At 68.6% G+C, this 22,091-nt stretch carries 17 protein-coding genes; 12 read left to right on the forward strand and 5 right to left on the reverse strand.

What is annotated here, in order from left to right:
- The first annotated feature begins 66 nt into the window (after positions 1 to 66).
- The 3 genes from E3O47_RS08305 (at position 67) to E3O47_RS08315 (ending at position 2,801) form a co-directional block, all read left to right on the forward strand.
- Positions 67 to 966 carry an ABC transporter substrate-binding protein gene (locus E3O47_RS08305; protein ID WP_134420185.1) on the forward strand — a complete coding sequence of 300 codons (900 nt, stop codon included), beginning with the start codon at positions 67 to 69 and terminating at the stop codon, positions 964 to 966.
- A 108-nt stretch (positions 967 to 1,074) separates the two neighbouring features.
- Positions 1,075 to 2,004, forward strand: a complete 930-nt coding sequence (locus tag E3O47_RS08310; RefSeq protein ID WP_233191170.1) for an amino acid ABC transporter permease — start codon at positions 1,075 to 1,077, stop codon at positions 2,002 to 2,004.
- A 44-nt stretch (positions 2,005 to 2,048) separates the two neighbouring features.
- The gene (locus E3O47_RS08315) at positions 2,049 to 2,801 is read left to right on the forward strand and encodes an amino acid ABC transporter ATP-binding protein (protein WP_104099586.1); all 753 of its coding nucleotides are present in this window, start codon (positions 2,049 to 2,051) and stop codon (positions 2,799 to 2,801) included.
- 139 nt (positions 2,802 to 2,940) lie between these two features.
- Here E3O47_RS08315 and E3O47_RS08320 read toward each other — a convergent pair whose 3' ends face one another.
- The 4 genes from E3O47_RS08320 to hrpA all read right to left on the reverse strand — a co-directional run bounded on the left by E3O47_RS08320 (position 2,941) and on the right by hrpA (position 9,494).
- Positions 2,941 to 3,951 carry an aldo/keto reductase family protein gene (locus E3O47_RS08320; protein WP_104099560.1) on the reverse strand — a complete coding sequence of 337 codons (1,011 nt, stop codon included), beginning with the start codon at positions 3,949 to 3,951 and terminating at the stop codon, positions 2,941 to 2,943.
- A gap of 88 nt (positions 3,952 to 4,039) precedes the next feature.
- Entirely contained in the window at positions 4,040 to 4,699 is a 660-nt protein-coding gene (locus tag E3O47_RS08325; protein WP_134420187.1) for an HNH endonuclease signature motif containing protein, read from the reverse strand.
- A gap of 53 nt (positions 4,700 to 4,752) precedes the next feature.
- A complete protein-coding gene (locus E3O47_RS08330) occupies positions 4,753 to 5,322 on the reverse strand; it encodes a hypothetical protein (protein WP_134420189.1) in 570 nt (189 codons plus the stop codon).
- A 260-nt stretch (positions 5,323 to 5,582) separates the two neighbouring features.
- Positions 5,583 to 9,494, reverse strand: a complete 3,912-nt coding sequence (gene hrpA, locus E3O47_RS08335) for an ATP-dependent RNA helicase HrpA (protein WP_134420191.1) — start codon at positions 9,492 to 9,494, stop codon at positions 5,583 to 5,585.
- Between the two features lie 120 nt (positions 9,495 to 9,614).
- Here hrpA and E3O47_RS08340 point away from each other — a divergent pair, with 120 nt between their 5' ends.
- The 6 genes from E3O47_RS08340 (at position 9,615) to E3O47_RS08365 (ending at position 15,929) form a co-directional block, all read left to right on the forward strand.
- Entirely contained in the window at positions 9,615 to 10,370 is a 756-nt protein-coding gene (locus E3O47_RS08340) for a helix-turn-helix domain-containing protein (RefSeq protein ID WP_134342430.1), read from the forward strand.
- 136 nt (positions 10,371 to 10,506) lie between these two features.
- On the forward strand, positions 10,507 to 11,190 hold the full coding sequence (pnuC, locus tag E3O47_RS08345; protein WP_104099555.1) for a nicotinamide riboside transporter PnuC: 684 nt from the start codon (positions 10,507 to 10,509) through the stop codon (positions 11,188 to 11,190).
- Between the two features lie 81 nt (positions 11,191 to 11,271).
- Positions 11,272 to 13,275, forward strand: a complete 2,004-nt coding sequence (locus tag E3O47_RS08350) for a DUF255 domain-containing protein (protein ID WP_134420193.1) — start codon at positions 11,272 to 11,274, stop codon at positions 13,273 to 13,275.
- 52 nt (positions 13,276 to 13,327) lie between these two features.
- Positions 13,328 to 13,702, forward strand: coding sequence for a DUF488 family protein (locus E3O47_RS08355; protein ID WP_104099553.1), 375 nt, complete (start codon positions 13,328 to 13,330; stop codon positions 13,700 to 13,702).
- Positions 13,703 to 13,845: 143 nt separating this feature from the next.
- Positions 13,846 to 14,049, forward strand: coding sequence for a DUF1761 domain-containing protein (locus E3O47_RS16525; protein WP_134342433.1), 204 nt, complete (start codon positions 13,846 to 13,848; stop codon positions 14,047 to 14,049).
- 149 nt (positions 14,050 to 14,198) lie between these two features.
- The gene (locus E3O47_RS08365; RefSeq protein WP_104099552.1) at positions 14,199 to 15,929 is read left to right on the forward strand and encodes a stealth family protein; all 1,731 of its coding nucleotides are present in this window, start codon (positions 14,199 to 14,201) and stop codon (positions 15,927 to 15,929) included.
- Here the strand turns inward: E3O47_RS08365 and E3O47_RS08370 are convergent.
- The gene (locus E3O47_RS08370) at positions 15,859 to 16,797 is read right to left on the reverse strand and encodes a phosphodiesterase (protein WP_174720204.1); all 939 of its coding nucleotides are present in this window, start codon (positions 16,795 to 16,797) and stop codon (positions 15,859 to 15,861) included. The genes E3O47_RS08365 and E3O47_RS08370 overlap by 71 nt on opposite strands.
- Positions 16,798 to 17,080: 283 nt before the next feature.
- On the opposite strand from E3O47_RS08370, the gene E3O47_RS08375 reads away from it, so the two are divergent.
- The 3 genes from E3O47_RS08375 to E3O47_RS16865 are packed head-to-tail and all read left to right on the forward strand — an operon-like array spanning position 17,081 to position 21,499.
- A complete protein-coding gene (locus E3O47_RS08375) occupies positions 17,081 to 17,932 on the forward strand; it encodes a phosphatase PAP2 family protein (RefSeq protein ID WP_134420195.1) in 852 nt (283 codons plus the stop codon).
- 55 nt (positions 17,933 to 17,987) lie between these two features.
- Entirely contained in the window at positions 17,988 to 19,241 is a 1,254-nt protein-coding gene (locus E3O47_RS08380) for a type III polyketide synthase (RefSeq protein ID WP_241986133.1), read from the forward strand.
- Between the two features lie 20 nt (positions 19,242 to 19,261).
- Positions 19,262 to 21,499: an FAD-dependent monooxygenase gene (locus tag E3O47_RS16865; RefSeq protein ID WP_347232584.1), complete on the forward strand. Its 2,238-nt coding sequence runs from the start codon at positions 19,262 to 19,264 to the stop codon at positions 21,497 to 21,499.
- Positions 21,500 to 22,091 lie beyond the last annotated feature (592 nt).

Consider the following 22,091-nt stretch of genomic DNA (forward strand, 5'->3'; position numbering starts at 1 on the left):
CGAATTCCGTTAACGGACCTCAAAGACGAACCAGACACATCCGACAACCACGAAAAAGGTTACGCAATGCGCGCTCAATACCTGCTCCCGGCTCTCGCCGCCGTCACGGCACTCCTGCTCACCGGCTGCGTGGACAACTCCACGGACACCACGGGCGGAGCGACGTCCGACTCCTCCGCCAGTGAGATCGCCGTGGACGACGCCGCCGCCGCGATGCTTCCCGCCGAGGTCGCCGACTCCGGCACGCTCGTCATCGGGACCGACCCGACCTACGCTCCCAACGAGTTCAAGAACGAAGCCGGTGAGCCGATCGGCTGGGGCATCGAGATCGCTGAGGCCGTCGCAGCCAAGCTCGGCTTGGAGCCGGAATTCCAGGTCGCGAAATTCGACAACATCATTCCGAGCGTGACCGGCGGCAAGGCCGACATCGGCGTGTCCTCCTTCACCGACAACGTCGAGCGGGAGAAGCAGGTCGACTTCGTCAACTATTTCGTCGCCGGCATCCAGTGGGCCTCGGCCGTCGGCAACGACGTCGATCCGGACAACGCCTGCGGGCTGAAGGTCGCCGTGCAGGCCACCACGTATGAGGACACCGACGAAGTGCCGGCCAAGAGTGACGCCTGCGTCGCGGCCGGCAAGCCGGCGATCGACAAGCTGAAGTACGACACCCAGGACCAGGCCACCAACGCGGTCGTGCTGGGCCAGGCCGACGCGCTCAGCGCCGACTCGCCCGTCACTCTCTACGCGATCGCCCAGACCGAGGGCAAGCTGCAGCCGGCCGGAGAGACCTTCGATGTGGCGCCGTATGGCATCGTGGTCGCCAAGGACTCCGAGCTGACCAAGGCCGTGCAGGCTGCGCTGCAGTCCATGGTCGACGACGGCACCTACGGTGACATCCTCGACGAGTGGGGTGTCGCGGATGGTGCGATCGAGACAATCACGATCAACGCCGCGTCGAACGGATAACGTATGAGCATCACAACTCCACCGAAGGCGGGCGGGGCAACCCGCCCGCCCGGGGAACCGGCCCCATCGGTGCCGATCAAGGCCATCAAGCTGCGGCATCCGTGGAGGATGGTGTTCGCCATTCTGCTCGTGGTGGTCTTCGTCTCCATCGTCGTCGACGCCGCGCTCCGGCCGGCCTACGACTGGCCCGCCGTCGGCAAGTACCTCTTCGACCGCCGCATCTCGCAGGCGGCCGTCGTGACCCTGCAGCTGACCGTGTACTCCATGGTCATCGCGATCGTCCTCGGGGTGATCCTGGCCGTCATGCGGCTCTCGCCCAACCCCGTGGTGAAGAGCCTGGCCTGGTTCTACCTGTGGATCTTCCGTGGCACCCCGGTCTACGTGCAGCTGACGATCTGGGGTCTGATCTCGCTGATCTACTCGAGCATCGACATCGGCATCCCGTTCATGGACCCGTGGGTGTCCTTCTCGACCAACGCGGCACTGAGCACGTTCACCATCGCCATCATCGGGCTGGCCCTGAACGAAGCGGCCTACATGGCTGAAATCGTGCGCGCCGGCCTCCTGGCCGTGGACAGCGGCCAGGAGGAGGCTGCGACGGCGCTCGGAATGAGCTGGTCGCAGACCATGACGCGGGTGATCCTGCCGCAATCGATGCGCGTGATCATCCCGCCGACGGGCAACGAGGTCATTTCGATGCTGAAGACCACGTCGCTCGTCACCGCCGTGCCGTTCAGCTTCGAGCTGTTCACCCGGTCGCGGGATATTTCCGCGGAGACGTTCAACCCGATCCCGCTTTTGATCGTGGCCTCGATCTGGTACCTGTTCTTCACGTCCATCCTGATGGTCGGCCAGTACTTCCTCGAAAAGCGGTTCGCCCGCGGCGTGGGCGACCGGCAGCCGGATCGCAAGGATGCCGTCGGCACCGGAACGGGAACCCTCACCGGGGTCGTCCCCGTCATCGGTTCCGGGCAGCCGTCGGTGATCGCACCGCCGCGCGAGAACGATCCACCAGCCAACCCCGGAGGCGTGAAATGACCGACGTGAACACGCAGGCCGGGGCATCCGTCACGATTCCTCCCATGGTTCTGGCCGAGCAGGTATCGAAGAGCTTCGGCTCGAACGAGGTGCTCAAGAGTATCTCCCTCGAGGTGAAGCGTGGCGAGGTGATGTGCCTGGTCGGGCCCAGTGGGTCGGGCAAGTCCACGTTCCTGCGCTGCATCAACCACCTCGAGGTGCTTTCCGCCGGTCGGCTCAGCGTCGACGGCGAGCTGATCGGCTACCGGGAGACCAACGGCAAGCTCTACGAGATGGCACCCAAGGAAGCGTCCCGTCAGCGACGGGACATCGGCATGGTGTTCCAGCGGTTCAACCTGTTTCCGCACATGACGGCGCTAGAGAACGTGATGGAGGCGCCGATCCGGGTGAAGGGGCTGCCGAAGGCCCAGGTGGAGCGGAGCGCTCTCGATCTGCTGGCCAGGGTGGGTCTGGCCGAACGTGCCGACTACTACCCGGCGCACCTGTCGGGTGGGCAGCAGCAGCGGGTGGCGATCGCCCGCGCACTCGCGATGGAACCCAAGCTCATGCTCTTCGACGAGCCTACCAGCGCACTCGACCCTGAGCTCGTCGGCGAGGTACTCGACGTGATGAAGGGTCTGGCCAAATCGGGCATGACCATGATCGTGGTCACCCACGAGATGGGCTTCGCCAAGGAGGTCGCCGACTCGCTCGTCTTCATGGACGGCGGTGTGGTCGTCGAAGCGGGCGACCCGGACGAGATCCTGACGAACCCGCAGCACCGCCGCACGCAGGCGTTCCTGTCGAAGGTGCTTTAGAAATGGCGTTCTAGAAATGTTGCTCTAGGAAAACCGCAGCGACCGTCGCCGTTTGTGCCGAGAGTACCCGCCGTTGCGGCGACTCTCGGCACAAACGGCGACTCTCGTTCGGGCCGAGCAGTGTGACGCCGAGCCTGCCCTACGCCGGGCGGCTCTGCGGTGCGGTAGCCGCGGTCATCGCGGAATCGTGCTCCACGACGTCGCCGAGCACCTCGTCGATCTGCCTCATGCTCTCGGCCGGGATTTTCACTCCCGCGGCCTCGACGTTCTCGCGCACCTGCTCGGGGCGGGAAGCTCCGACGAGGGCTGCTGAGACGTTGTCGTTCTGCAACACCCAGGCCACGGCTAGTTGCGCCATCGACAGGTTGAGGTCGGCGGCGATCGGCTCAAGCTTCTGCACCCGGGTGAGCACGTCGTCGTTCATAAAGCGGCTGATCATGTCGGCGCCGCCCTTGAGGTCGGTGGCGCGCGAGCCGGCCGGCGGGGCCTGGCCTGCCTTGTACTTGCCGGTAAGCACACCCTGGGCCACGGGGGACCAGACGATCTGGCCGACGCCGAGCTCGCGCGAAGTCGGCACGACCTCGTCTTCGATGACGCGCCACAGCATCGAGTACTGCGGCTGGCTCGAGATCAGGCTGAAGCCCAACTCCTGGGAGAGGGCGTGGCCGGCTCGCAGCTGCGCGGCGGTCCACTCGCTGACGCCGATGTAGAGCGCCTTGCCCTGCCGAACGATGTCGGCGAAGGCCTGCATCGTCTCCTCCAGTGGGGTCTCGGTGTCGAAGCGGTGGGCCTGGTAAAGGTCGACGTAATCGGTCTGCAGTCGGGTCAGAGAACCGTTGATCGACTCCATGATGTGCTTGCGGGACAGCCCGACGTCGTTGTGGCCGCGCGGGCCGGTCGGCCAATAGACCTTGGTGAAGATCTCGAGGCTTTCGCGGCGGTGGCCCTTGAGGGCGTCGCCGAGAACGGACTCCGCCTTCGTGTTGGCGTAGACGTCGGCGGTGTCGAAGCTGGTGATCCCCACGTCGAGCGCGGCATGCACGCACTGCGTGGCGATGTCGTTCTCGACCTGCGAACCGTGGGTGAGCCAGTTGCCGTAGGTGATTTCGGAGATTTTCAGGCCTGATGAACCGAGATAGCGGAATTCCATGCCTACAGCCTAAGCGGAGCGGTCCCACTGTCGCTGGGTGAAAAAGCGGACGCCTGTCGAGCCTGTCGAGGCCAGGGGCCAGGGATCCCTATCCGTTTTCCCGTTCGGCCGCGTCCGTCATTCGGGGGCGGGACTTGGTCTCGTTCCGCCATTTGGGGGCCCCGGTCTCCAGCCAGGGTGGTGCCATGATCTGCACGGCGCCGCGGATCATCCGGATTGCCCAGCCGGAGGCGGCGAGGTAGCGGTGATGCCACCAGCACAGACAGACGCTGTTGTCGGTGTGCGTCGGTCCGCCCTCGGAGTGCGGGATCACGTGGTGGATCTCGGTCATCCCGGCCGGGATTTTGCGGCCTGGGATGATGCAGGTGCCGTCGCGGAGCTGAATCGCCCGGCGTTGCGCGGCGGTGAAGCAGCGTTCGGGTGAGCCGAGGGCGATGATGCGTCCCTCGTCGGTGATGACGACTTTCTGCTGACCGCCGTTGCTGATCAGGTCCGTGACGGCGCTGATCGAGATCGGGGTTTCGACGCCGTCGATCCAGCCGACGCCGCGGCCCTGACCGAAGTCCGCGTTCAGGTCCTGTTCCCGCACACTGACCAGAACCGTGGCCGGGGCGCCGCCGATGGTCGGGGCCTCCCCGGCCCGGGAGACGACGTCGAGGATCACGGCGAGCACGTCGTGGCGCCGCTGGTCGGGACCCGTCGGGCGCGAGCACGGCCCTCCAGACCGCACCCTGCAACCGGATCTCATCCGCCGGCAGCGACGCCGGCAGCGACGCCGGCACCGACGCCGGCACCGGGGTCTCAGAAATGGTGCCGGTGGCCGAGGCGACCAGCTCGCTCTCGGCTGCCTGCACCGAGTCCAGGTCGGTGTACCGCAGCGTCGGCGTCAACGCGGTGAGGATCGCGTCGGCCGTGTCGACGCCGATCGCCCCGGCGGCCAGGCCGATGGCCGTGGCGGGGAAGGTGGGCGGCAGTGGTTCGCCACCCCAAGGAGCGGCCGGTGCGCAGCTGCGTGCCCAACCGCATCCGTCGCCCCGCGGTCGGCCCGGAGACGAGCGTCAGGCGCTCGAGTAGTTCTCCGGCGGTGCGGCAGCCCAGCTTCGCCGAGAGCTGCCCGGTGCCGAGCTCGGGCCGGGACCGGTCGGCGACCTCCGCCGCGGCCGCCACCCGCAGCGCGTCGACCCGCCGGCCGAGGACCTCGACCGCCGTGGTCACCTGCAGGAGGCCGTCGTCGTCGAGACCGCGCACCGCCAAGCACCGCAGGGATTCCCCGAGCCCCGCCGCGAGAGCATGCAGCCCCGCGACCGCCCGAGCCGCCGCGGACAGGCCGTGCGCGGCATTCGCTTCGGGCTGTTCCAGGAGGTTGATCACCAACCCGAGTTTATCTCATTGTGAACAAATAAACCATGTTAGCCTAGAAAAAACTAAGAATTTATCGTATTTATATACGCCTTCCAAGGGAGCCCCGCTAGGAGCCCCGCTAGGAGCCCCGCCAGGAGCCCCGCCAGGAGCCCAGCCCGCACCCGTATCGATGAGGGATCGTTTGGAGGACCACCTCAACGCTGACTTCAAGCAGGTGGGCTACCGATGATCCAGCGCAGCGGTGCCGGATACCGAGAACGACGGAGACCTCAGCCGGTCAGGGCCTTGTGGATCCGCTGGAGGGAAACGGGCTCCGCGGCCTTCAGTTCCTGGGCGAAGAGGCTGATCCGAAGTTCCTCGATCAGCCAGCGCGCACGCACCAGGTTGGCGGCCGCGTTCGCCTGCAGGGGGATCGTGCCGCCGGCATCCTCGAACCGGCCCGTGGCTGCCTGGCTCTCATTCATCCAGACCCGGTCGCGGCTCGGATTGTCGCTGAGCTTCACGATGCGCGCGGTGATGCCGCCGAGGTATCGCGGCAAGTGCCGCAGCTGCACGAGTCCCGTGGCGCTCACGAAACCGGGGTAGACGAGCCCGGTCAGCTGCGCGCGGGCATCCGTCAGGGCCGGGAGCAGGGCCATGCTGGTGGACGCCTTGAGCGCCTTGTCGGCGGCGCGCGCGGCGGCGAGGATGCGGGCGACGAGGCCCACCGTATCGAACATGGAATCCATCACGACGCCGGACACCCGGTCCCGGATGGTGTCGAACTCGGCGTGCATGAACACCTGGCCGCCGGGCTTCACCCGGAAAAGCACGTCGTCGACGCTCGCCGCGAGGCAGTCGTCGAACAGCGCCTGGGTGGTGCGATACGGGCTGGTGGCCAGGCTGAGCTTCTCTGCCCCGGTGAGGTGCTGCTGCACGTAGGCCACCGGGGAGGGCGTGGCGAGCAGCAGCAGGCGACGCACGCCATCGGGCAGGGTGCGGGCCTGCTCGGCCTCCGTGCTCATCATGCGGATCGCCACCGACGCACCCTCGTCGACGAGGGTCGGGTAGCCGCGGATGGTGTTGTCACCCTGCCTGGTGTCGAGGAACCGGGGCAGCTCCGGGAAATCCCAGGTGGTGAGTCCGGTGCGCTCGATCGCATTGGTGGGGGTGGCAGCGGATGCCGCGGCCACGCTCTCGCGGGCCTGGGTGCCGAGCCGGCGCTGCAGTTCCAGGAGGTCCTTGCCGGAGGCGCTCGGGCGACCGCGTTCGTCCACGACACGGAACGTCATGCGAAGGTGGGCCGGAACCCGGACCAGCTCGAAGTCGTTCGCCTTCACGGACACGTAGGTGAGCTTCTGGATCAGGGCGGCGAGCGTCTCGGTGAAGGGGACATCGTCGCGGTCGAACATGGAGCCGCGGGTGGCTTCGCCCAGGCCCGACACCCCGACCGAGACCTCGCCCGGCGCCGGCGGCAACTCGTTCAGCAGTCGCTTGGCCCAGTCCCCCGCCGGCACCACGTTGCGACGGATGCTCTTGGGCAGCGACTTGATCAGTGCGGTCACCAGGTCGGCGCGGAGGCCCGGTACCTGCCAGTCGAAGCCGGTGGGAGAGAGCCTCGCGAGCAGGGCCAGCGGGATCTGCACGGTCACGCCGTCGTCGTCCGCGCCGGGCTCGAACCGGTAGCTGAGCGCGAACTTCTGGTCGCCCTGGCGCCAGATCGGCGGGAACACGGCCTCGTCGATCTCCGGCGCGTCCTCGGGCACCAGTGCCTCGGCGGTCATCGTGAGCAGATCGGGCGTCTGGGTGCGCGCCTGGCGCCACCAGGTTTCGAACGTGCGCGATGAGCATACGTCGGCGGGAATGCGTTTCTGGTAGAACTCGAACACGGCCTCGTCGTCGAACAGGATGTCACGGCGCCGCGTGCGCTCCTCGAGTTCGGCGAGTTCCTTGCGCAGGCTCGTGTTCGCCCGGTCGAAGGCCGTGACGCGCTGGTCGATTCGGTCAAGGTCCCATTCACCCTCGACGAGCGCGTGCCGGATGAATAGGTCGCGAGCGTAGGCCGGGTCGACCCGGGAAAACTGGATCCGGCGGCGCGGCACGATCGGCACCCCGTACAGGGTGACCCGCTCGTAGGCGACGACCGCGCCCTGCTTCTTCTCCCAGTGCGGCTCGGAGTAGCTGCGCTTGCAGAGGTCGCCGGCGAGCGGCTCGGCCCACGCGGGGTCGACGACCGCGTTCATCCGGGCGAACAGGCGGCTGGTCTCGACCAGTTCCGCGCTCATCACGGCGTTCGGTTGCTTCTTCGCGAGCGCCGAGCCCGGGAAGATCACGAAACGCTGCTGGCGCGCGCCGATGTAGTCCTTCTTGGCGGTGTCCTTGAGACCGATGTGGGAAAGCAGACCGGCGAGGAGCGAACGGTGGATCCCATCGGGATTCACGCTGGGATCCCCGATGTGGAGACCGAGCGGCTTGGCCATCTGGCGCAACTGCTTGTACACGTCCTGCCATTCGCGCACGCGCAGATAGTTGAGGAACTCGTTCTTGCAGAGGCGTCGGAAGGCGCTGGAACCGAGCTCCTTCTGCTGCGTCTCGAGGTAGTTCCAGAGGTTCAGCAGGCTCAGGAAGTCGCTCGTCGGGTCGGTGAACCGGGCGTGCTGCTGGTCGGCCTGCGCGCGGCGCTCGAGGGGCCGTTCGCGCGGGTCCTGGATGGTGAGCCCGGAGACGATCACCATCACCTCGCGGCTCACCGCCTGCGTCTTCGACTCGATCACCATTCGTCCGAACCGAGGATCGATGGGCAGCTTTGCGAGCTGCTGGCCGATGCGGGTCAGTGTGGAGATGCCGGGCTTGGAGATGCCGGGCTTGGAGATGCCGGATTTGTGGCCGGCGGTGAGCGCAGCCACCGCGCCGAGCTCGGCGAGCAGGTCGAGGCCGTCCTTGATGCCGCGCGAGTCGGGCGGGGTGAGGAACGGGAACGCGGCGATGTCGCCGAGGCCCAGCGAGATCATCTGCAGGATGACCGCGGCCAGGTTCGTGCGCAGCACCTCCGGCTCGGTGTACTCAGGCCGGCGGGTGAAGTCCTCCTCCGAATAGAGGCGGATGGCGATACCGTCGCTGGTGCGGCCGCTTCGGCCCGAGCGCTGGTTCGCGGAGGCCTGCGAGATGGCCTCGATCGGCAGCCGCTGCACCTTCGAGCGCACGCTGTACCGGCTGATCCGGGCGGTCCCGGCGTCGATGACGTAGCGGATGCCCGGCACGGTCAGGCTGGTCTCCGCCACGTTCGTCGCCAGCACGATGCGGCGTCGCACGCCGGCGACCTTAGACGGCTGGAACACCTTGTGCTGGTCGGCGGAGGAGAGCCGCCCGTACAGCGGCAGGATCTCGGTGGGGCTGGTGCGCCCCGAGGAGGCGTACTTGCCCTGCAGGGCGTCCGCGGCGTCCCGAATCTCGGTCTCACCGCTGAGGAAGACCAGAACATCGCCGTTGGACTCCCGTTCGAGCTCATCGAGCGCGGCGGAGATTCCCTCGATGTAGTCCCTGTCCACCGTGGGCGCGGCATCCGTCGTGTCGTCGTCGTCGCCGTCCATCGCCTCGACGACCAGCGGCCGGTAGCGGATCTCCACCGGGTAGGTGCGCCCGGAGACCTCGATGATCGGGGCCGGCGTGCCGTCGGGCGTGGCGAAATGCTCGGCGAAGCTCTGCGGGTCGATCGTCGCGGAGGTGATGATGAGCTTGAGGTCGGGGCGCTGCGGCAGCAGCTGACGCAGGTAGCCGAGCAGGAAGTCGATGTTGAGGCTGCGCTCGTGCGCCTCGTCGATGATGATCGTGTCGTACTTGCGCAGCAGACGGTCGCGGTGCATCTCGTTGAGCAGGATGCCGTCGGTCATCAGCTTGATGCGGGTGTCCGGGCCGACCTGGTCGGTGAACCGCACCTGGTAGCCGACCGTCTGGCCGACTTCCTGTCCGAGTTCCTCGGCGATGCGTTCAGCGATCGTGCGCGCGGCGAGACGGCGGGGTTGCGTGTGGCCGATGTTCTCCCGGCCCAGCTCGAGGCAGATCTTCGGCAGTTGGGTGGTCTTGCCGGAACCCGTCGCGCCGGCGACGATGACCACCTGGTTGTCACGGATGGCGCGCGCGATATCCTCCCGGCGCTGGCTGACCGGAAGGTCGGGTGGGAAGGTGACTTCGACGGGGATCATGAGCCTTCCATCGTATGACCTCGCGGTGAACGACGGATGCTGCCCGGGTTCGCCTGTGATCGGCCCGACGGCTGTGGCTGTATCGGCGCGTTTTTAACCGCACGATGTTAGCATCAAAGAATGATCAACGACGAAGGGACGGGGGACCGGCACGCCGCCCTTGCCTCCGACGCGCGCCGCCAGGTGCTCGACCTCCTGATGGGATCGGCCACCCCGCTCGACGCCGCCGCGGTCGCGGCGCGCATCGGACTGCACGTGACGACCGCCCGGTTCCATCTCGATCAGCTCGAGAACGCCGACCTGATCCGGCGCGCCGTCGGGCGCGCGGGGACGCGTGGGCGCCCGCGAATCCTCTTCACCGCTGGACCCGCCGCCCGGGAAGGCGGCGCCCAGCACGATCTGAGCCGGGTGCTGGCCACCGCGCTCGCCGAGGACGCCGACAGCGGGCGGGCCCGGGCAATCCGCGCCGGTGAGACCTGGGCCGAGAGCTACGCCGACGAGCTGCGGGGGAGCGCCGCGGAGGGCATCGCGCCGCTGCTGAGTATCCTCGACCGGCTCGGCTTCGATCCGGAGCTGGTTTCGGCGGTGGAGCCGGCTCCGGCTTCGGAAGCCGAGTCCGCGGCGGACGACGGTGCCTCCGACGGTGTCGCCGACGTTGCCGCCCCGCTGATCACCCTGCTGGCCTGCCCGTTTCGCGCCGATGCGCGGGACGCCCCCGACGTCATCTGCTCGGTGCACCTGGGCCTCGTGCGCGGGGTCGCCCGCGAGCTCGGCCACGACCCGGACCAGGTCGGGCTGCGCCCGTTCGTGGGTCCCGAGCTGTGCCATTTGCACCTCGGAAGCGAGTGGGCCGAGCCGAGCCCGCCGGCCGGGTGAGCGCGCAGCCCGACGACGTGAACTGACGCGCTCCGCCTCGCGCGGTCTCGTTCCGCCCTGCCGCCACCGGGAATAACAGCCCGGGAGGAGGGTTAGGTTGGGGAGGGCGGGAACCGCCCGGCGAGGAAGATGACGGATGAACCCGATCGAGTGGCTTTTCGACGCACAGCTGCAGATCGGAACCCAGACCATTCTTTGGCGCGAGATCATCGGCAACGCCTTCGGCATCCTGAGCGCCGTCGGCGGGATGCGCCGTAAGGTGTGGGCCTGGCCGATCGGAATCGCGGGCAACGTGCTGCTGTTCACGGTGTTCCTCGGCGCCGTGTTCGGCACGCCCAACCCGGTCAATCTGCTCGGCCAGGCCGGACGGCAGATCATGTTCATCGTCGTGTCGATCTTCGGCTGGGTCCAGTGGTCCACCCATCGTCGGGGGAGCGCGCAGGCTGCCGTGGCCCCGCACTGGGCCGGTGCTCGCGCGCGCATCCTGCTCGGATTCGGGCTCGTCGCGGGCACTCTGGTGCTCACGCCGGTCTTCCGTGCGCTCGGCTCGTTCGAGCCCGTCTGGGCCGATGCCTGGATCTTCACCGGCTCGTTGCTGGCCACGTACGGCATGGCGAAGGGCTGGACCGAGTTCTGGCTGATCTGGGTGGCGGTCGACATCGTCGGGGTGCCGTTGCTGCTCAGCGCCGGCTACTACGCCTCGGCCATCCTCTACATCTTCTACGGCGCGTTCACCCTCGCCGGCTTCTTCGTCTGGATGCGCGTGCAGCGCCGCGCCCGCAGGGCCCTCGCGGTCGACCTGGTGGCCGCCCGGCTCTGACCGGCCCTGACCTGCTCCGCTCAGGTTCGTTGAGGAAATACGCAGGGAGCGTTGGGCCGGGGACAGCGGCACAATGGAGGCATGTCCAATCACCTCGCCGACGCAATCAGCCCCTATCTGCGCTCGCACGCCGACAATCCCGTTGCCTGGTTCGGCTGGGGTTCGGAGGCTTTCGTGGAGGCTCGGCTGCGGGATCTGCCCGTGCTCGTCTCGATCGGCTACTCGACCTGCCACTGGTGCCACGTCATGGCCCGGGAGAGCTTTAGCGACCCGGAGCTCGCCGATTACCTGAACCGGCACTTCGTGAGCATCAAGGTCGACCGGGAGGAGCATCCCGAGGTCGACGCCAGCTACCTCGCCGCGGCCAGCGCCTTCGTGGGCGGGCTCGGCTGGCCGCTCAACGTGTTCGTCACCCCCGACGGGCAGGCTTTCTACGCCGGCACCTACTTTCCGCCGCTGCCGTTGCCGGGGCATCCGTCGTTCCGGCAGGTGCTTGAAGCGGTGACGGATGCCTGGACGAACCGCCGCGCCGAGGTCACCGCGAGCGCGTCCCTCGTCGCCGAGACGCTCGCGGCCGCCGCCGCACGACAGGGTGCCGGCGGAGCGCTGCCCGGCCCCGCCGCGCTCGACCGGGTCCAGGCCGAACTCGTGGGCCTGGAAGACCCCCGCTTCGGCGGATTCGGCGGCGCGCCCAAGTTTCCCGTAGCGCCGGTGCTGGGGTTTCTGCTCGGCCGGCCGGGTGCCGTGGGACAGGTCCCGGAAGCGCAGGCCCTCGCCCTGCGCACCCTGAAGCGCATGGGTGCCTCGCCCCTGCGCGACCCGGTGGAGGGCGGTTTCTTCCGCTACGCCGTGAACCGGGACTGGAGCGACCCGCACTACGAGCGGATGCTCTACGACAACGCGCAGCTGCTCGACCTCTACACCCAGGCCTGGCAGCTCACCGGCGAGAAATGGGCGCAGACGGTCGCGGAGGGTGTCGCCGGGTTCCTCACGACCGTGCTGCGCCTGCCCGGCGGCGGGTTCGCCAGCGCCCAGGACTCCGAGAGCACCGTTGCCGGTCGCCGCGTCGAGGGCTTGTACTACGCCCTGGACGAGGACGCCCGGCGGCAGGAGGAGCCGCCCGCGCTCGATGAAAAGGTGCTCACCGGCTGGAACGGCCTTGCCATCAGAGCCCTGGCCCGCGCCGGGTTCGCCCTCGCCGATCCCGACCTCACGACGGCGGCCGCGAGGGCCGCCGACCACCTGCTCACGCGTCACCTGCGCCGGGACGGCAGCCTCGTGCGGGCCTCCATCGCGGGGCGCACGTCTGCCGCTCAGGCCACCCTGGAGGACTTCGGGATGTGTGCACAGGGTCTTCTCGAGCTTGCTCTGGCCACGGGCGAGGTGCGCTATGCCACGGCCGCGCGCCGGCTCATCGACGGCACGCTGGGGGGAACGGATGCCAAAACGGTACGGTCCGCCACCGACATCCCCGGCTCCGGCACTCCCGGCACCAATGCCCCCACCGACGCCGCCGGCACGGCCGGCACTGTCGCCGGCGGGATGCCGTTTCGCGCTCCCGACGGGCCCGACCCGGTGCTTGCCGCGCAAGGACTCGCCCTGGACGTCGACCCGTCGGAGGGGGCCTACCCGTCCGGGATCACGGCGACCGCAGAGGCGGCGAACCTGCTCTACCTGCTGACCGCCGACGACCGCTATCGCGCGGCCGCCGTTGCCGCGATGGCGGCCCTCGCCGAGCGCGCACTCGAACGCCCGCTCGCCTTCGGGGCGGCCCTGCGACTGTCCGGCATTCTGACCGGCCCCGTGGAACAACTCGTGGTGGTCGGGGCGGACGTGGTCGGGCCGGGGGCAGGGCCGGACGCGGCCGCCCCCGAGCAACCCGCCGCACTGCTCGACGCGGTGCGCCGACGCGGGAGCGGGCTCGTCGCATCCGTCACCGAGGTTCAGGCGCAGGCCTTCGCCGACGCCGGCTTCGAACTGTTCCGCGGCCGGGTCGCACACCAGGGTCTGCCGACGGCCTACCTCTGCCGTGACTTCGTCTGCCGCCTGCCCGTCACCGATCCCGCCGACCTGCCGATGGCCTGACCCGGACGGAGGCTGGTCGGCCCGGTGGCCGCGCCGGGAACAGAATGGACAGATGGGCATACAGATCAAGCGGGTCTACGACGAACTTTCCGCGAGCGACGGGACCCGGGTGCTGGTCGACCGGCTGTGGCCGCGCGGAGTCTCGAAGGAGGAAGCCCGGCTCGACGCCTGGCTGAAGCAGATCGCGCCCAGCCCGGAGCTGCGCCGGTGGTGGAACCACGACCGGGCACTTCTGGATGAGTTCGCGGTGCGCTACCGGGCCGAACTCGACACCGCACCCGAGACGACGGCGGCCGTGCAGGAACTCCGCACGCTCATCGCCCGCGACGAGGAGAAGCAGACGACAACCACGCTGGTCTACGGCGCTCGGGACCCGATGGTGAACCACGCCAGGATCCTGGCCGAGTATGTGATTGACAGGGCCTGACCCGTTCGCCTGACCCGATACCTGAGCGGAAATCGCGCCGGCCGTCGGGCCTCCGAAGTAACTACAAGCCGGTAACCTCAAGCCGGCAACCTCACGCCAGCCGACCTCATCGGTCTGCGCCGACGACCGAACGGACTCCGGCGATGGTTCCCGAAATCACCATCGGGGCCGTACTCCTGGCCACCGCGTCCAGCATGGTCGTCGGCGCGATCGGGTACTCGCAGCTGGCGTTCGGTACCTCCTGGATGACAGCCGTCGGCCACGACGAGGAAAGCCTGCGCACGGGTTCGACCGCGATCACCGGGCGGTCCCGTCACCGCGGCGAGCGGGGGACGCAGAAGACGTAGAATAACAACGGCGCCACCGCGTTCCGCCGGCTGCTTCGCTCCGGTCTCTGAACCGGTCGTTGCTGTCCGGCATCAACGGACGCACTCTCCCCGGCACTGCGTGTGGTTGCCTCGTGAATGAGTGTTCCCAATTCTTCTCGAGGAGGACCATGGCCACGTTCGATCGCCCGGAAACCGAGCGTCGCTCCTCGAACGAACCGGCAGACAACCTGCCCGTGCTGACGCTGAGCCAGGAACCCGAGCTCGTGCTGCTCTCACCCGACCCGCGCACCCGCCGTTTCGACCGTGATGACGTGGTCGTGCGCAAGGGCGAGATCAACTTGATCAACGGTCACTTCACCCCCCACGAGTCGATGGTCAAGGACCTCCTCGCGGTCCGCGACGCGCTCGAACGGGCCGGCATCGACTTCCTGCTCGTGCGCGGCGACGGGGACCGCCCGGTGATCGCGGTCGACCGCAAACGCCGCAAGAACCTCACCCGCATCCTTGCGGAGGCTTTCGCGAACGAGCCCTTCTACGCCAAGCCCCTCGACGGGAATCTGACCCCGGCCCTGCTCCTGGCGGACGGCGCCCTGACGACGCTGCGCAAGTCATCCGTCTTCCGGGTCTACCGACCGCGCATCGAGCCGATCGGCCGCCTGCGCTACGGCGCCGAAACGGCCTTCCAGTTCGAGCTCTGGCACTTCGGCGACGATGAGATCGTCGCGCCCGTCGAGAACTCGCTGATGCGGGCACGTCTGCCGCGTTCGGAGGCCCGCGAGACCACGATCGACCTCTTCGGGCGCACCTGGCGCACCCTGCAACACATGTTCGACGACCTGGCCAGCGACGTCAGTTTCGACATCGACATGGTCTTCTCCTGGGTCGACGGCTCGTCCAGTGATTTCCAGCGTGAACGGGCCAAGCGCATGCAGGCCTATGTCGTCGGAGACGGCGACGATTCGGATGCCCGTTTCCGCCAGATCGACGAGCTCAAGTACGCCCTCCGCAGCGTCTACATGTTCGCGCCCTGGGTGCGCCGCATCTTCATCGCCACGGATTCGCCGGCCCCGGTGTGGCTGGCCGAGCACCCGCGCGTCACCATCATGCGCAGCGAGGATTTCTTCCCCGACCTGAGTGTTCTGCCCACGCACAACTCGCACGCCGTGGAGAGTCAGCTGCACCGCATCCCCGGACTGGCCGAGCATTTCCTCTATTCCAACGACGACATGTTCTTCGGCCGCCCTGTCGGACCGGAGCTGTTCTTCTCTCCGGGCGGCGTGACCAAGTTCATCGAGGCATCCACCCGGATCGGCCTCGGCGAGAACAACACCAGCCGCAGCGGGTTCGAGAACGGCGCCCGGGTCAACCGCGCCCTGCTGCGCGATCGGTTCGGCAAGGTCACCACGCGGCACCTCGAGCACACGGCGGCGCCGCTCCGCAGGAGTGTGATGCAGGAACTCGAAGCGGAGTTCCCCGGCGATTTCGCCCGCACTGCGGCCAGCCAGTTCCGCTCAGCGACTGATATCTCGGTCACGAACTCGCTGTACCACTACTACGCGCTGATGACCGGGCGGGCGGTCGAGCAGACCCAGGCGCGCTCACTGTACATCGAAACCACGCTGAAGCTGGCACTGCGTCAGATGAACGCCCTGCGCAAGCGCCGCGACCAGGACATGTTCTGCCTGAACGACGGAAGCAACCCGGAGATCTCCGACGAGGTTCGCCGCGCGGCCGTGACCGACTTCCTCGAACGTTACTTCCCGATCGTCGCCCCGTGGGAACGCGAGAACCAGCTCGTTCCCGGCCAGGCCGGGCACACGCCGCCGTCTAGTGCAGAACCGGGATCGGTGTGGTCATCGGGGGTTCGCGGAACGTTGGCAGAGTACCCGCGGGCATGATCCGGATGTTGTCGCCGGCGAGCCGTCGCGCACTTTCCGTCGCGTCGACGTAGTCCAGCGCCGGGTAGTCACCCAGCGGAACGACCGAGTGCAGTATCGTGTCAGCGAACACATGCACGAGGTTGAAGGTGCGTGCCCCGTCGCGGCCCCGCGTGCCGCCGACCGGAACATTCAGGTCCTGGGTGTAGCAGGTGGCCGACGCCACCGACACCGGAATGCCCGCGAACGTCGCGGTCGAGGAGTAGTGCAGGTGTCCGGCGAGGATGCTGCGCACATCCGAGCCGCGCAACACCTGTGCAAGACGGGCCTGGCCGCGCAACTCGACCGACACGGCCAGGTCGAGCACGCTCGGCACGGGCGGGTGGTGCATGGCCAGAATGGTGCCGTCCGGCGCCGGAACGCTCAGCTGGCCGGCCAGCCAGCGCAATTGGTCGTCGGTCACGGCGCCGTGGTGGTGGCCGGGAACGGAGGTGTCGAGCGTGATCAGGCGCAGGCCGCCGATGTAGTCGACGTGGTCGATCGGCTCGGTGGTCGCCGGCTCGTTCAGCAGCGTGCTGCGGAACGCCGCCCGATCGTCGTGGTTGCCCATCACCCAGAAGACGCGGGCACCGAGCCGCGCCGCGGCCGGCTCGACGATTAGTTGAGCGGCCCGGTAGGCATCCGGTTCGCCCTTGTCGGCCAGGTCACCCGTGATGATGATGGCGTCGGGTCGGCCGGAGGAGGCTTCGACCTCCGCGAACAGCTGCGCGAGATGGGCGGTGCTGTCGACCTGGTCGTACAGGCGCCCGCCGTTCGCAAGCAGGTGGGTGTCGCTGAGGTGGAGTAGAAAATGATCCGGCTTGGGGTATTCGGCCGTTCGAATGTTCACGGAGCATCCATTCGTTGGGGCTAAGAGCTCTTCGAAGAGTTGGCTGACTCTACTCTGATTATTTGAGCAGCATGAGCTGAACCTTAGGTGAATGCCAGGCGAACACGGTGAAGAACCCGGGTGTTTCGCCTCCGGGCCCGTCGTCACCGCGAGATCAGGACGTGGTCTCCTTCGTACCCTCTTGCGCCTGCAACGGCTGCTCGGCCGAGGTGGCTCACCGAGGGATGGGTCAGGCCCGAGGTCCGAACGGAGTCAACCGCGCCGCCGCGTGCGAAGCTAGAGCGTGCGCACCTCTTCGTCGATCAGCCCCGTTCGCTACCTGGTGGGGGCGTTCGTCGCAATCATCCTGTTCGCCGGGCTCTACCTCTACTTCGTGCGCACCCTCTCCGGCCAGACCATGGACCAGCTCGCCTTCGACGGCGCGGAGTTCGGACGCCGCAGCGTCACCCCGCTCGCGCAGGAGCTGCTGGATGCCGTTCCGCTGGTCTCCGTCATCGCCGGACTGCTGCTCACCGGGGTCGTGACCGTCGTTCGGCGCAACGGCAGGACCCTGATCGTGGCCTGCGGGGTAGCGGTGGCCGCCGTGTTGAGCACTCAGCTGCTGAAGATCATGCTCCTGACCCGGCCGGACCTCGGGGTGGAGGGCTACGACGGCAACTCGTTCCCCTCGGGACATACAACGGTGGCGGCGGCATCCGCTCTCGCCGTTTTCCTGGTCGCGAGTCCCCGCACGCGCGGCCTCGCCGCCCTCGGCGGTTCCGGCTTCGCCATCCTGGCCGGGGTCGCCACGCTGGCGAACGGCTGGCATCGGCCCAGCGATGTCATTGCGGCTCTGCTCGTCGTGGCGGTCTGGGGTTGCGTGGCCGGCCTGGTGCTGACCCGCGGCCCGTGGTCGATGGGCGGTGCACCGCGCGGCGGGACGAACGCCCGCCCGCCCAGAGTCGACCGCCTGCAGCTGCGCATCCTGATCCCGTTCGCCGCGGTCGCGGTCGCCGCGTTCCTGGTCACGTACTTCCGTGCGTTCGGCGATACCCCGGGAACCCTCATCGCGTACATCGGCGGCGTCACCGCGATCGTTGCCGCGGGGCTCGGGATCGGGTTCACGGGCATCCGTTTGTTCGCCCCACTGCCCTGATCTGACGGCATTTACGGGGGTGTGCCGGGCCGTGCCCACGTGTAACACTTGGGCTATGCCCGTCACTCTTAGAGCGCTCCAGACCGTGGTCCCCCCGACAGTACTGATCCAGGATCAGGTGCGCGACATCTTCGCCGCCCAGCCGGGACTCAGCCGCCTGGCCCAGCGCCTGGTGACCGCGTCGTTCAACCTGTCCGGGATCGACACCCGGCACACCGTCATTGACGAGCTCACTCTCGACAAGGCGTCGTCCGATCCCCAGTTCTTCGACGCCGCCACGCAGGAGCTGCTCAAGCCGAGCACCCGGGTGCGCAACGAGCTCTACATCGTGGAGGCGACGAAGCTGTTCGTCGAGGCCGGGCGACGGGCCCTCGAGGCGTGCCCCGGCATCGAGGCCTCGGACATCACGCATGTGGTTACCGTGTCGTGCACCGGGTTCTACGCTCCGGGACCCGACTACATGCTCGTGCGCGAGCTGGGCCTGAACCCCGCGACCCAGCGCTACCACCTCGGCTTCATGGGCTGCTACGCGTCGATGCCCGCCCTGCGCACGGCGAAGCAGTTCGTCGACGCCGACCCGAACGCCGTCGTGCTCGTCGTCAGCGCCGAGCTGTGTTCGCTGCACCTGCGCACCTCGGACGACCCGGACACGATCGTCGCCTCCTCGCTGTTCTCGGATGGAGCTGCGGCTGGGATCGTCAGCTCCCGCGCCCCCGCGGCGGGCGAGAACGCCCTCAACCTCGACCTGTTCGAGACCGTGATCACGCCCATCGGCGAGGGGGACATGGCCTGGAAGATCGGCGACGAAGGGTTCGAGATGATCCTCAGCACCTACGTGCCGCACATCATCGACCAGCACATCGAGGGGGCGCTGGCACCCCTCTTCGCGCGGGACGTCGCGCTCAGCGCAGTGTTGGCGCCGGCGCTTGTGCCTTCCAAGGTGCCGTCGCTCCTGCCTGCCGGGGTGCCGGAGGGTGTCTCGGCCGGGTCGGTCGCAACCCTGGTCGCACCGGTTGACGTCGCGCCGGTCACCACACCGGCCACCGCGATCGCGCACTGGGCGATCCATCCGGGCGGGCGCAGCATCCTGGACAAGACCGAGGCGAAGCTCGGGCTGAGCGAGGCGCAGCTCGTGCCCTCGCGGGAGACTCTCCGCACCTACGGCAACATGAGCAGCGCGACGATCCTGTTCGTGCTCAAGGCCATCCTCGACTCCCCGGCCACGGATGACGGCGAGCGGGTCTGCGCGATGGCGTTCGGCCCGGGGCTCACGGTCGAATCCGGGCTGATGACCGTCACCGCCGGGTAGCGGAAGTGGGCATCCCGTCGATGCATTTCCCTTCGGCGCGCCGATCGTCGCGGAGTCGTCCCTTCCTGGGCGTCTCGTCGCAGGGCGTTCCGTCACTGGGCGTTCCGTCGCTGCGCCGGCGCGCGAGTGACGCCGTCGAGCTCATGGACGACCCCGACTGCGACCCCGTCAAACTCGCCAGCACCTACGCGAACTTCCGGTTTGTGAACGGCGTGGTGTCGGGGTGGCGCGGGATGTACCGCCGCGATATCCGGCCATTGCTGTCGAGCACTCGGGAGAGCACCCTGCTCGACGTCGGCTGCGGCGGCGGCGACGTGGCGCGGGCGCTGGCCCGCTGGGCCGCCCGGGACGGCCTGCGCCTGCGCATCACGGCCGTTGACCCGGATGCCCGCGCGCACGCCTACGCGATGAGTCTGCCCCCACTGCCCGGACTGACGTTTCGGCGGGCGCTCAGTTCCGATCTCGTCGCAGAAAGGCGCCGGTTCGACGTCGTCGTCTCCAACCATGTGCTGCACCACCTCACCGGCGAACAGCTCGGCGGACTGCTCGCCGACTCGGAACGGCTCGCCGCGCACCGGGTGCTGCACGCCGACATCGAACGCAGCCGGTTCGCGTACCTCGGCTTCGGGCTCGGCACCTGGCCGCTCTTTCGCCGGTCGTTCATCCGCGACGACGGGCTCACCTCCATTCGCCGCAGTTTTACGGCGGCCGAGCTGCGCGAGGTGGTGCCGCCCGGGTGGCAGGTGACGCGGGAACATCCGTCGCGCCTCGTGCTGCGCCGGGTGGTGCCGACCGGACCGGCGTCTGCCGGGCTCGCGTCGGCTGTGTCGGCGTCGGCTGTGTCGGTTCTTGCTGGCACGGCGTCGGCTGTGTCGGTTCTTGCTGGCACGGCGTCGGCTGGGTCGGTTCTTGCTGAGACGGTGCCGGCGAGCGTGTCCTTTCCGGTCAAAAGTGACCGGCGCAACGGGCACTCTCGACCGGAAAGGGAACCTGAACGCGTGCACGTGCACGAGCGGGGGCAGGCGAACGACAGCGGGGCACGGGTTCGGGACGTGATCGTGGTCGGCGGGGGACCGGTGGGCATCCTGCTCGCTGGACTGCTGGCGGTGCGCGGTGTCGACGTGGAGGTGGTCGAGCAGCGAGCCAAGCCGTCGCTGCGATCCCGGGCCATCGGCATCCACCCGCCGTCGTTGCGGGCTCTGGAGCAACTGGGCGTGGCAGAAGAGGTGCTCGCCCGGGCGGTGCGCATCCGCGGCGGTGTGGTGCGCTCGGACGGGCGCACGCTGGGCCGACTGGCGTTCACCGAAACCGTCGACCGGATGCAGAGCGTGATCTCTCTGCCGCAGTTCGAGACCGAGGCCGTGCTGCGCGCGCGCTTCGCCGAACTCGCGCCCGGCCGGCTGCGCGGCGGCGTAACGGTGACCGGGGTGTCCGAGCGCGGTGGTCGGGTCGCGGTCGAGACGGCTAAGACAGTCGAGACGGCGAAGCCAGGCGGGACGCACGGGACGGTCGAGGGGATCGGGACGGGCGGGACGGGCGAGGGGGGCGTGTCTGCCGGCGAAACTCTCGAGGCTCGCTACGTGGTCGCCGCCGACGGCGCCCGCAGTCTCGTGCGCGACCTACTCGGCATCCGCTGCACCGCGCGCACCGGCGGCGAGACGTATCTGATGAGCGACTACCCCGACACGGGGGAGCATCTCGGGGAGGCCGTGCTCTTCTTCGAGCGGGGTGGTGTGGTCGAGTCGTTCCCGTTGCCGGGAGGCCGACGCCGCTGGGTGGCCATGACCCCGACCCTGCAGGCCGATGCGACGTCCGACGACCTGGCTGCGCTCATCCGTGCCCGCACCGGCACGCAGCTGCCTCCGACGACCGCGGAGGCCAGCGCCTTCTCGGTGCAGCAGCGCCTCGCCACGAGACTTGTAGCGGGACGGGTCGTGCTCATCGGCGACGCGGCGCACCAGATCAGCCCGATCGGCGGGCAGGGCATGAACCTCGGGTGGCTCGACGCGCTGCAACTGGCCCCGGCGCTGGAGCGGGCGCTGCGGGATCCGGAGGCCGCTTCAGGCGTGCTCGGGGATTACGACCGCCGCCGCCGGCGCAGCGCTCGGATGGCCGCCCGGCAGGCCGACTTCAACATGGCGATGGGCGGACCCGTGCAGGGGCTTCGCCTGCGCGCGCGGAACGGCCTCGTGCGCGCCCTCGCGGCGCCGCCCGCCAGCGCCGTGCTCGCCCGCGCCTTCACCATGCGCTGGCTGTAGCTCGCCGCCGCCGGCGCGCCCGCTCGACTCGATCGGCCCGGTGCGCTGGGGCTAACTCAGGAGAAACGTGCGGATGGTGTGGCCGACTCGCAGAACTCCGCGCAAACATGCGAAAATCTGCGGGGGCGCGGCCGCCGCTCGCCGGAATCTCCTGAGTTGGCCACGACGTGTGCGCGGCTGCTGCTGCTGCTGCTGCCCGATTCGGGGTGCAGGTCGGTCCGTGCGCACAACTCCTCCAATTCGGCGGAGCTGCGGCACGGATGCCCGGGACGCCTGGGCGGTTCCGGGCACTCACCGGAATTGGCAGGAGTTATGCGCCGGGGCGATGGATGACCCGGGCCGGCCGGGTGGTGCGGGCTGGGCGGGGCTGGCCCGGTCGGGCAGGTCGTTGGGGCTAACTCAGGAGAAACGAGCGCACGGTGCGTTCGGCCCGCAGAATCATGCGACACTTCGCGGGGCTGGGACCGCTGCTCGTGGAATCTCCTGAATTAGCCACGGAATGGAAGGCTCAGCTGGGTGTGCACGGTGAGATGGGTCGGCCGACGGGCCGCGGCGAGCCGGGCCGGCCGACGGGCCGGGCCGACGGGCCGGG

This window comes from Cryobacterium sp. TMT2-17-1, from assembly GCF_004402765.1.
GTDB classification, from domain to species: Bacteria; Actinomycetota; Actinomycetes; order Actinomycetales; family Microbacteriaceae; genus Cryobacterium; species Cryobacterium sandaracinum.

Excerpts from the sequence above, each read along its gene's own strand:
- E3O47_RS08305 (WP_134420185.1), top strand. The coding sequence starts at position 67 with ATGCGCGCTCAATACCTGCTCCCGGCTCTCGCCGCCGTCACGGCACTC.
- E3O47_RS08310 (WP_233191170.1), top strand. The coding sequence starts at position 1,075 with ATGGTGTTCGCCATTCTGCTCGTGGTGGTCTTCGTCTCCATCGTCGTC.
- E3O47_RS08315 (WP_104099586.1), top strand. The coding sequence starts at position 2,049 with ATGGTTCTGGCCGAGCAGGTATCGAAGAGCTTCGGCTCGAACGAGGTG.
- E3O47_RS08320 (WP_104099560.1), bottom strand. The coding sequence starts at position 3,951 with ATGGAATTCCGCTATCTCGGTTCATCAGGCCTGAAAATCTCCGAAATC.
- E3O47_RS08325 (WP_134420187.1), bottom strand. The coding sequence starts at position 4,699 with ATGAGATCCGGTTGCAGGGTGCGGTCTGGAGGGCCGTGCTCGCGCCCG.
- hrpA (WP_134420191.1), bottom strand. The coding sequence starts at position 9,494 with ATGATCCCCGTCGAAGTCACCTTCCCACCCGACCTTCCGGTCAGCCAG.
- E3O47_RS08340 (WP_134342430.1), top strand. The coding sequence starts at position 9,615 with ATGATCAACGACGAAGGGACGGGGGACCGGCACGCCGCCCTTGCCTCC.
- pnuC (WP_104099555.1), top strand. The coding sequence starts at position 10,507 with ATGAACCCGATCGAGTGGCTTTTCGACGCACAGCTGCAGATCGGAACC.
- E3O47_RS08350 (WP_134420193.1), top strand. The coding sequence starts at position 11,272 with ATGTCCAATCACCTCGCCGACGCAATCAGCCCCTATCTGCGCTCGCAC.
- E3O47_RS08355 (WP_104099553.1), top strand. The coding sequence starts at position 13,328 with ATGGGCATACAGATCAAGCGGGTCTACGACGAACTTTCCGCGAGCGAC.
- E3O47_RS16525 (WP_134342433.1), top strand. The coding sequence starts at position 13,846 with ATGGTTCCCGAAATCACCATCGGGGCCGTACTCCTGGCCACCGCGTCC.
- E3O47_RS08365 (WP_104099552.1), top strand. The coding sequence starts at position 14,199 with ATGGCCACGTTCGATCGCCCGGAAACCGAGCGTCGCTCCTCGAACGAA.
- E3O47_RS08380 (WP_241986133.1), top strand. The coding sequence starts at position 17,988 with ATGCCCGTCACTCTTAGAGCGCTCCAGACCGTGGTCCCCCCGACAGTA.
- E3O47_RS16865 (WP_347232584.1), top strand. The coding sequence starts at position 19,262 with ATGCATTTCCCTTCGGCGCGCCGATCGTCGCGGAGTCGTCCCTTCCTG.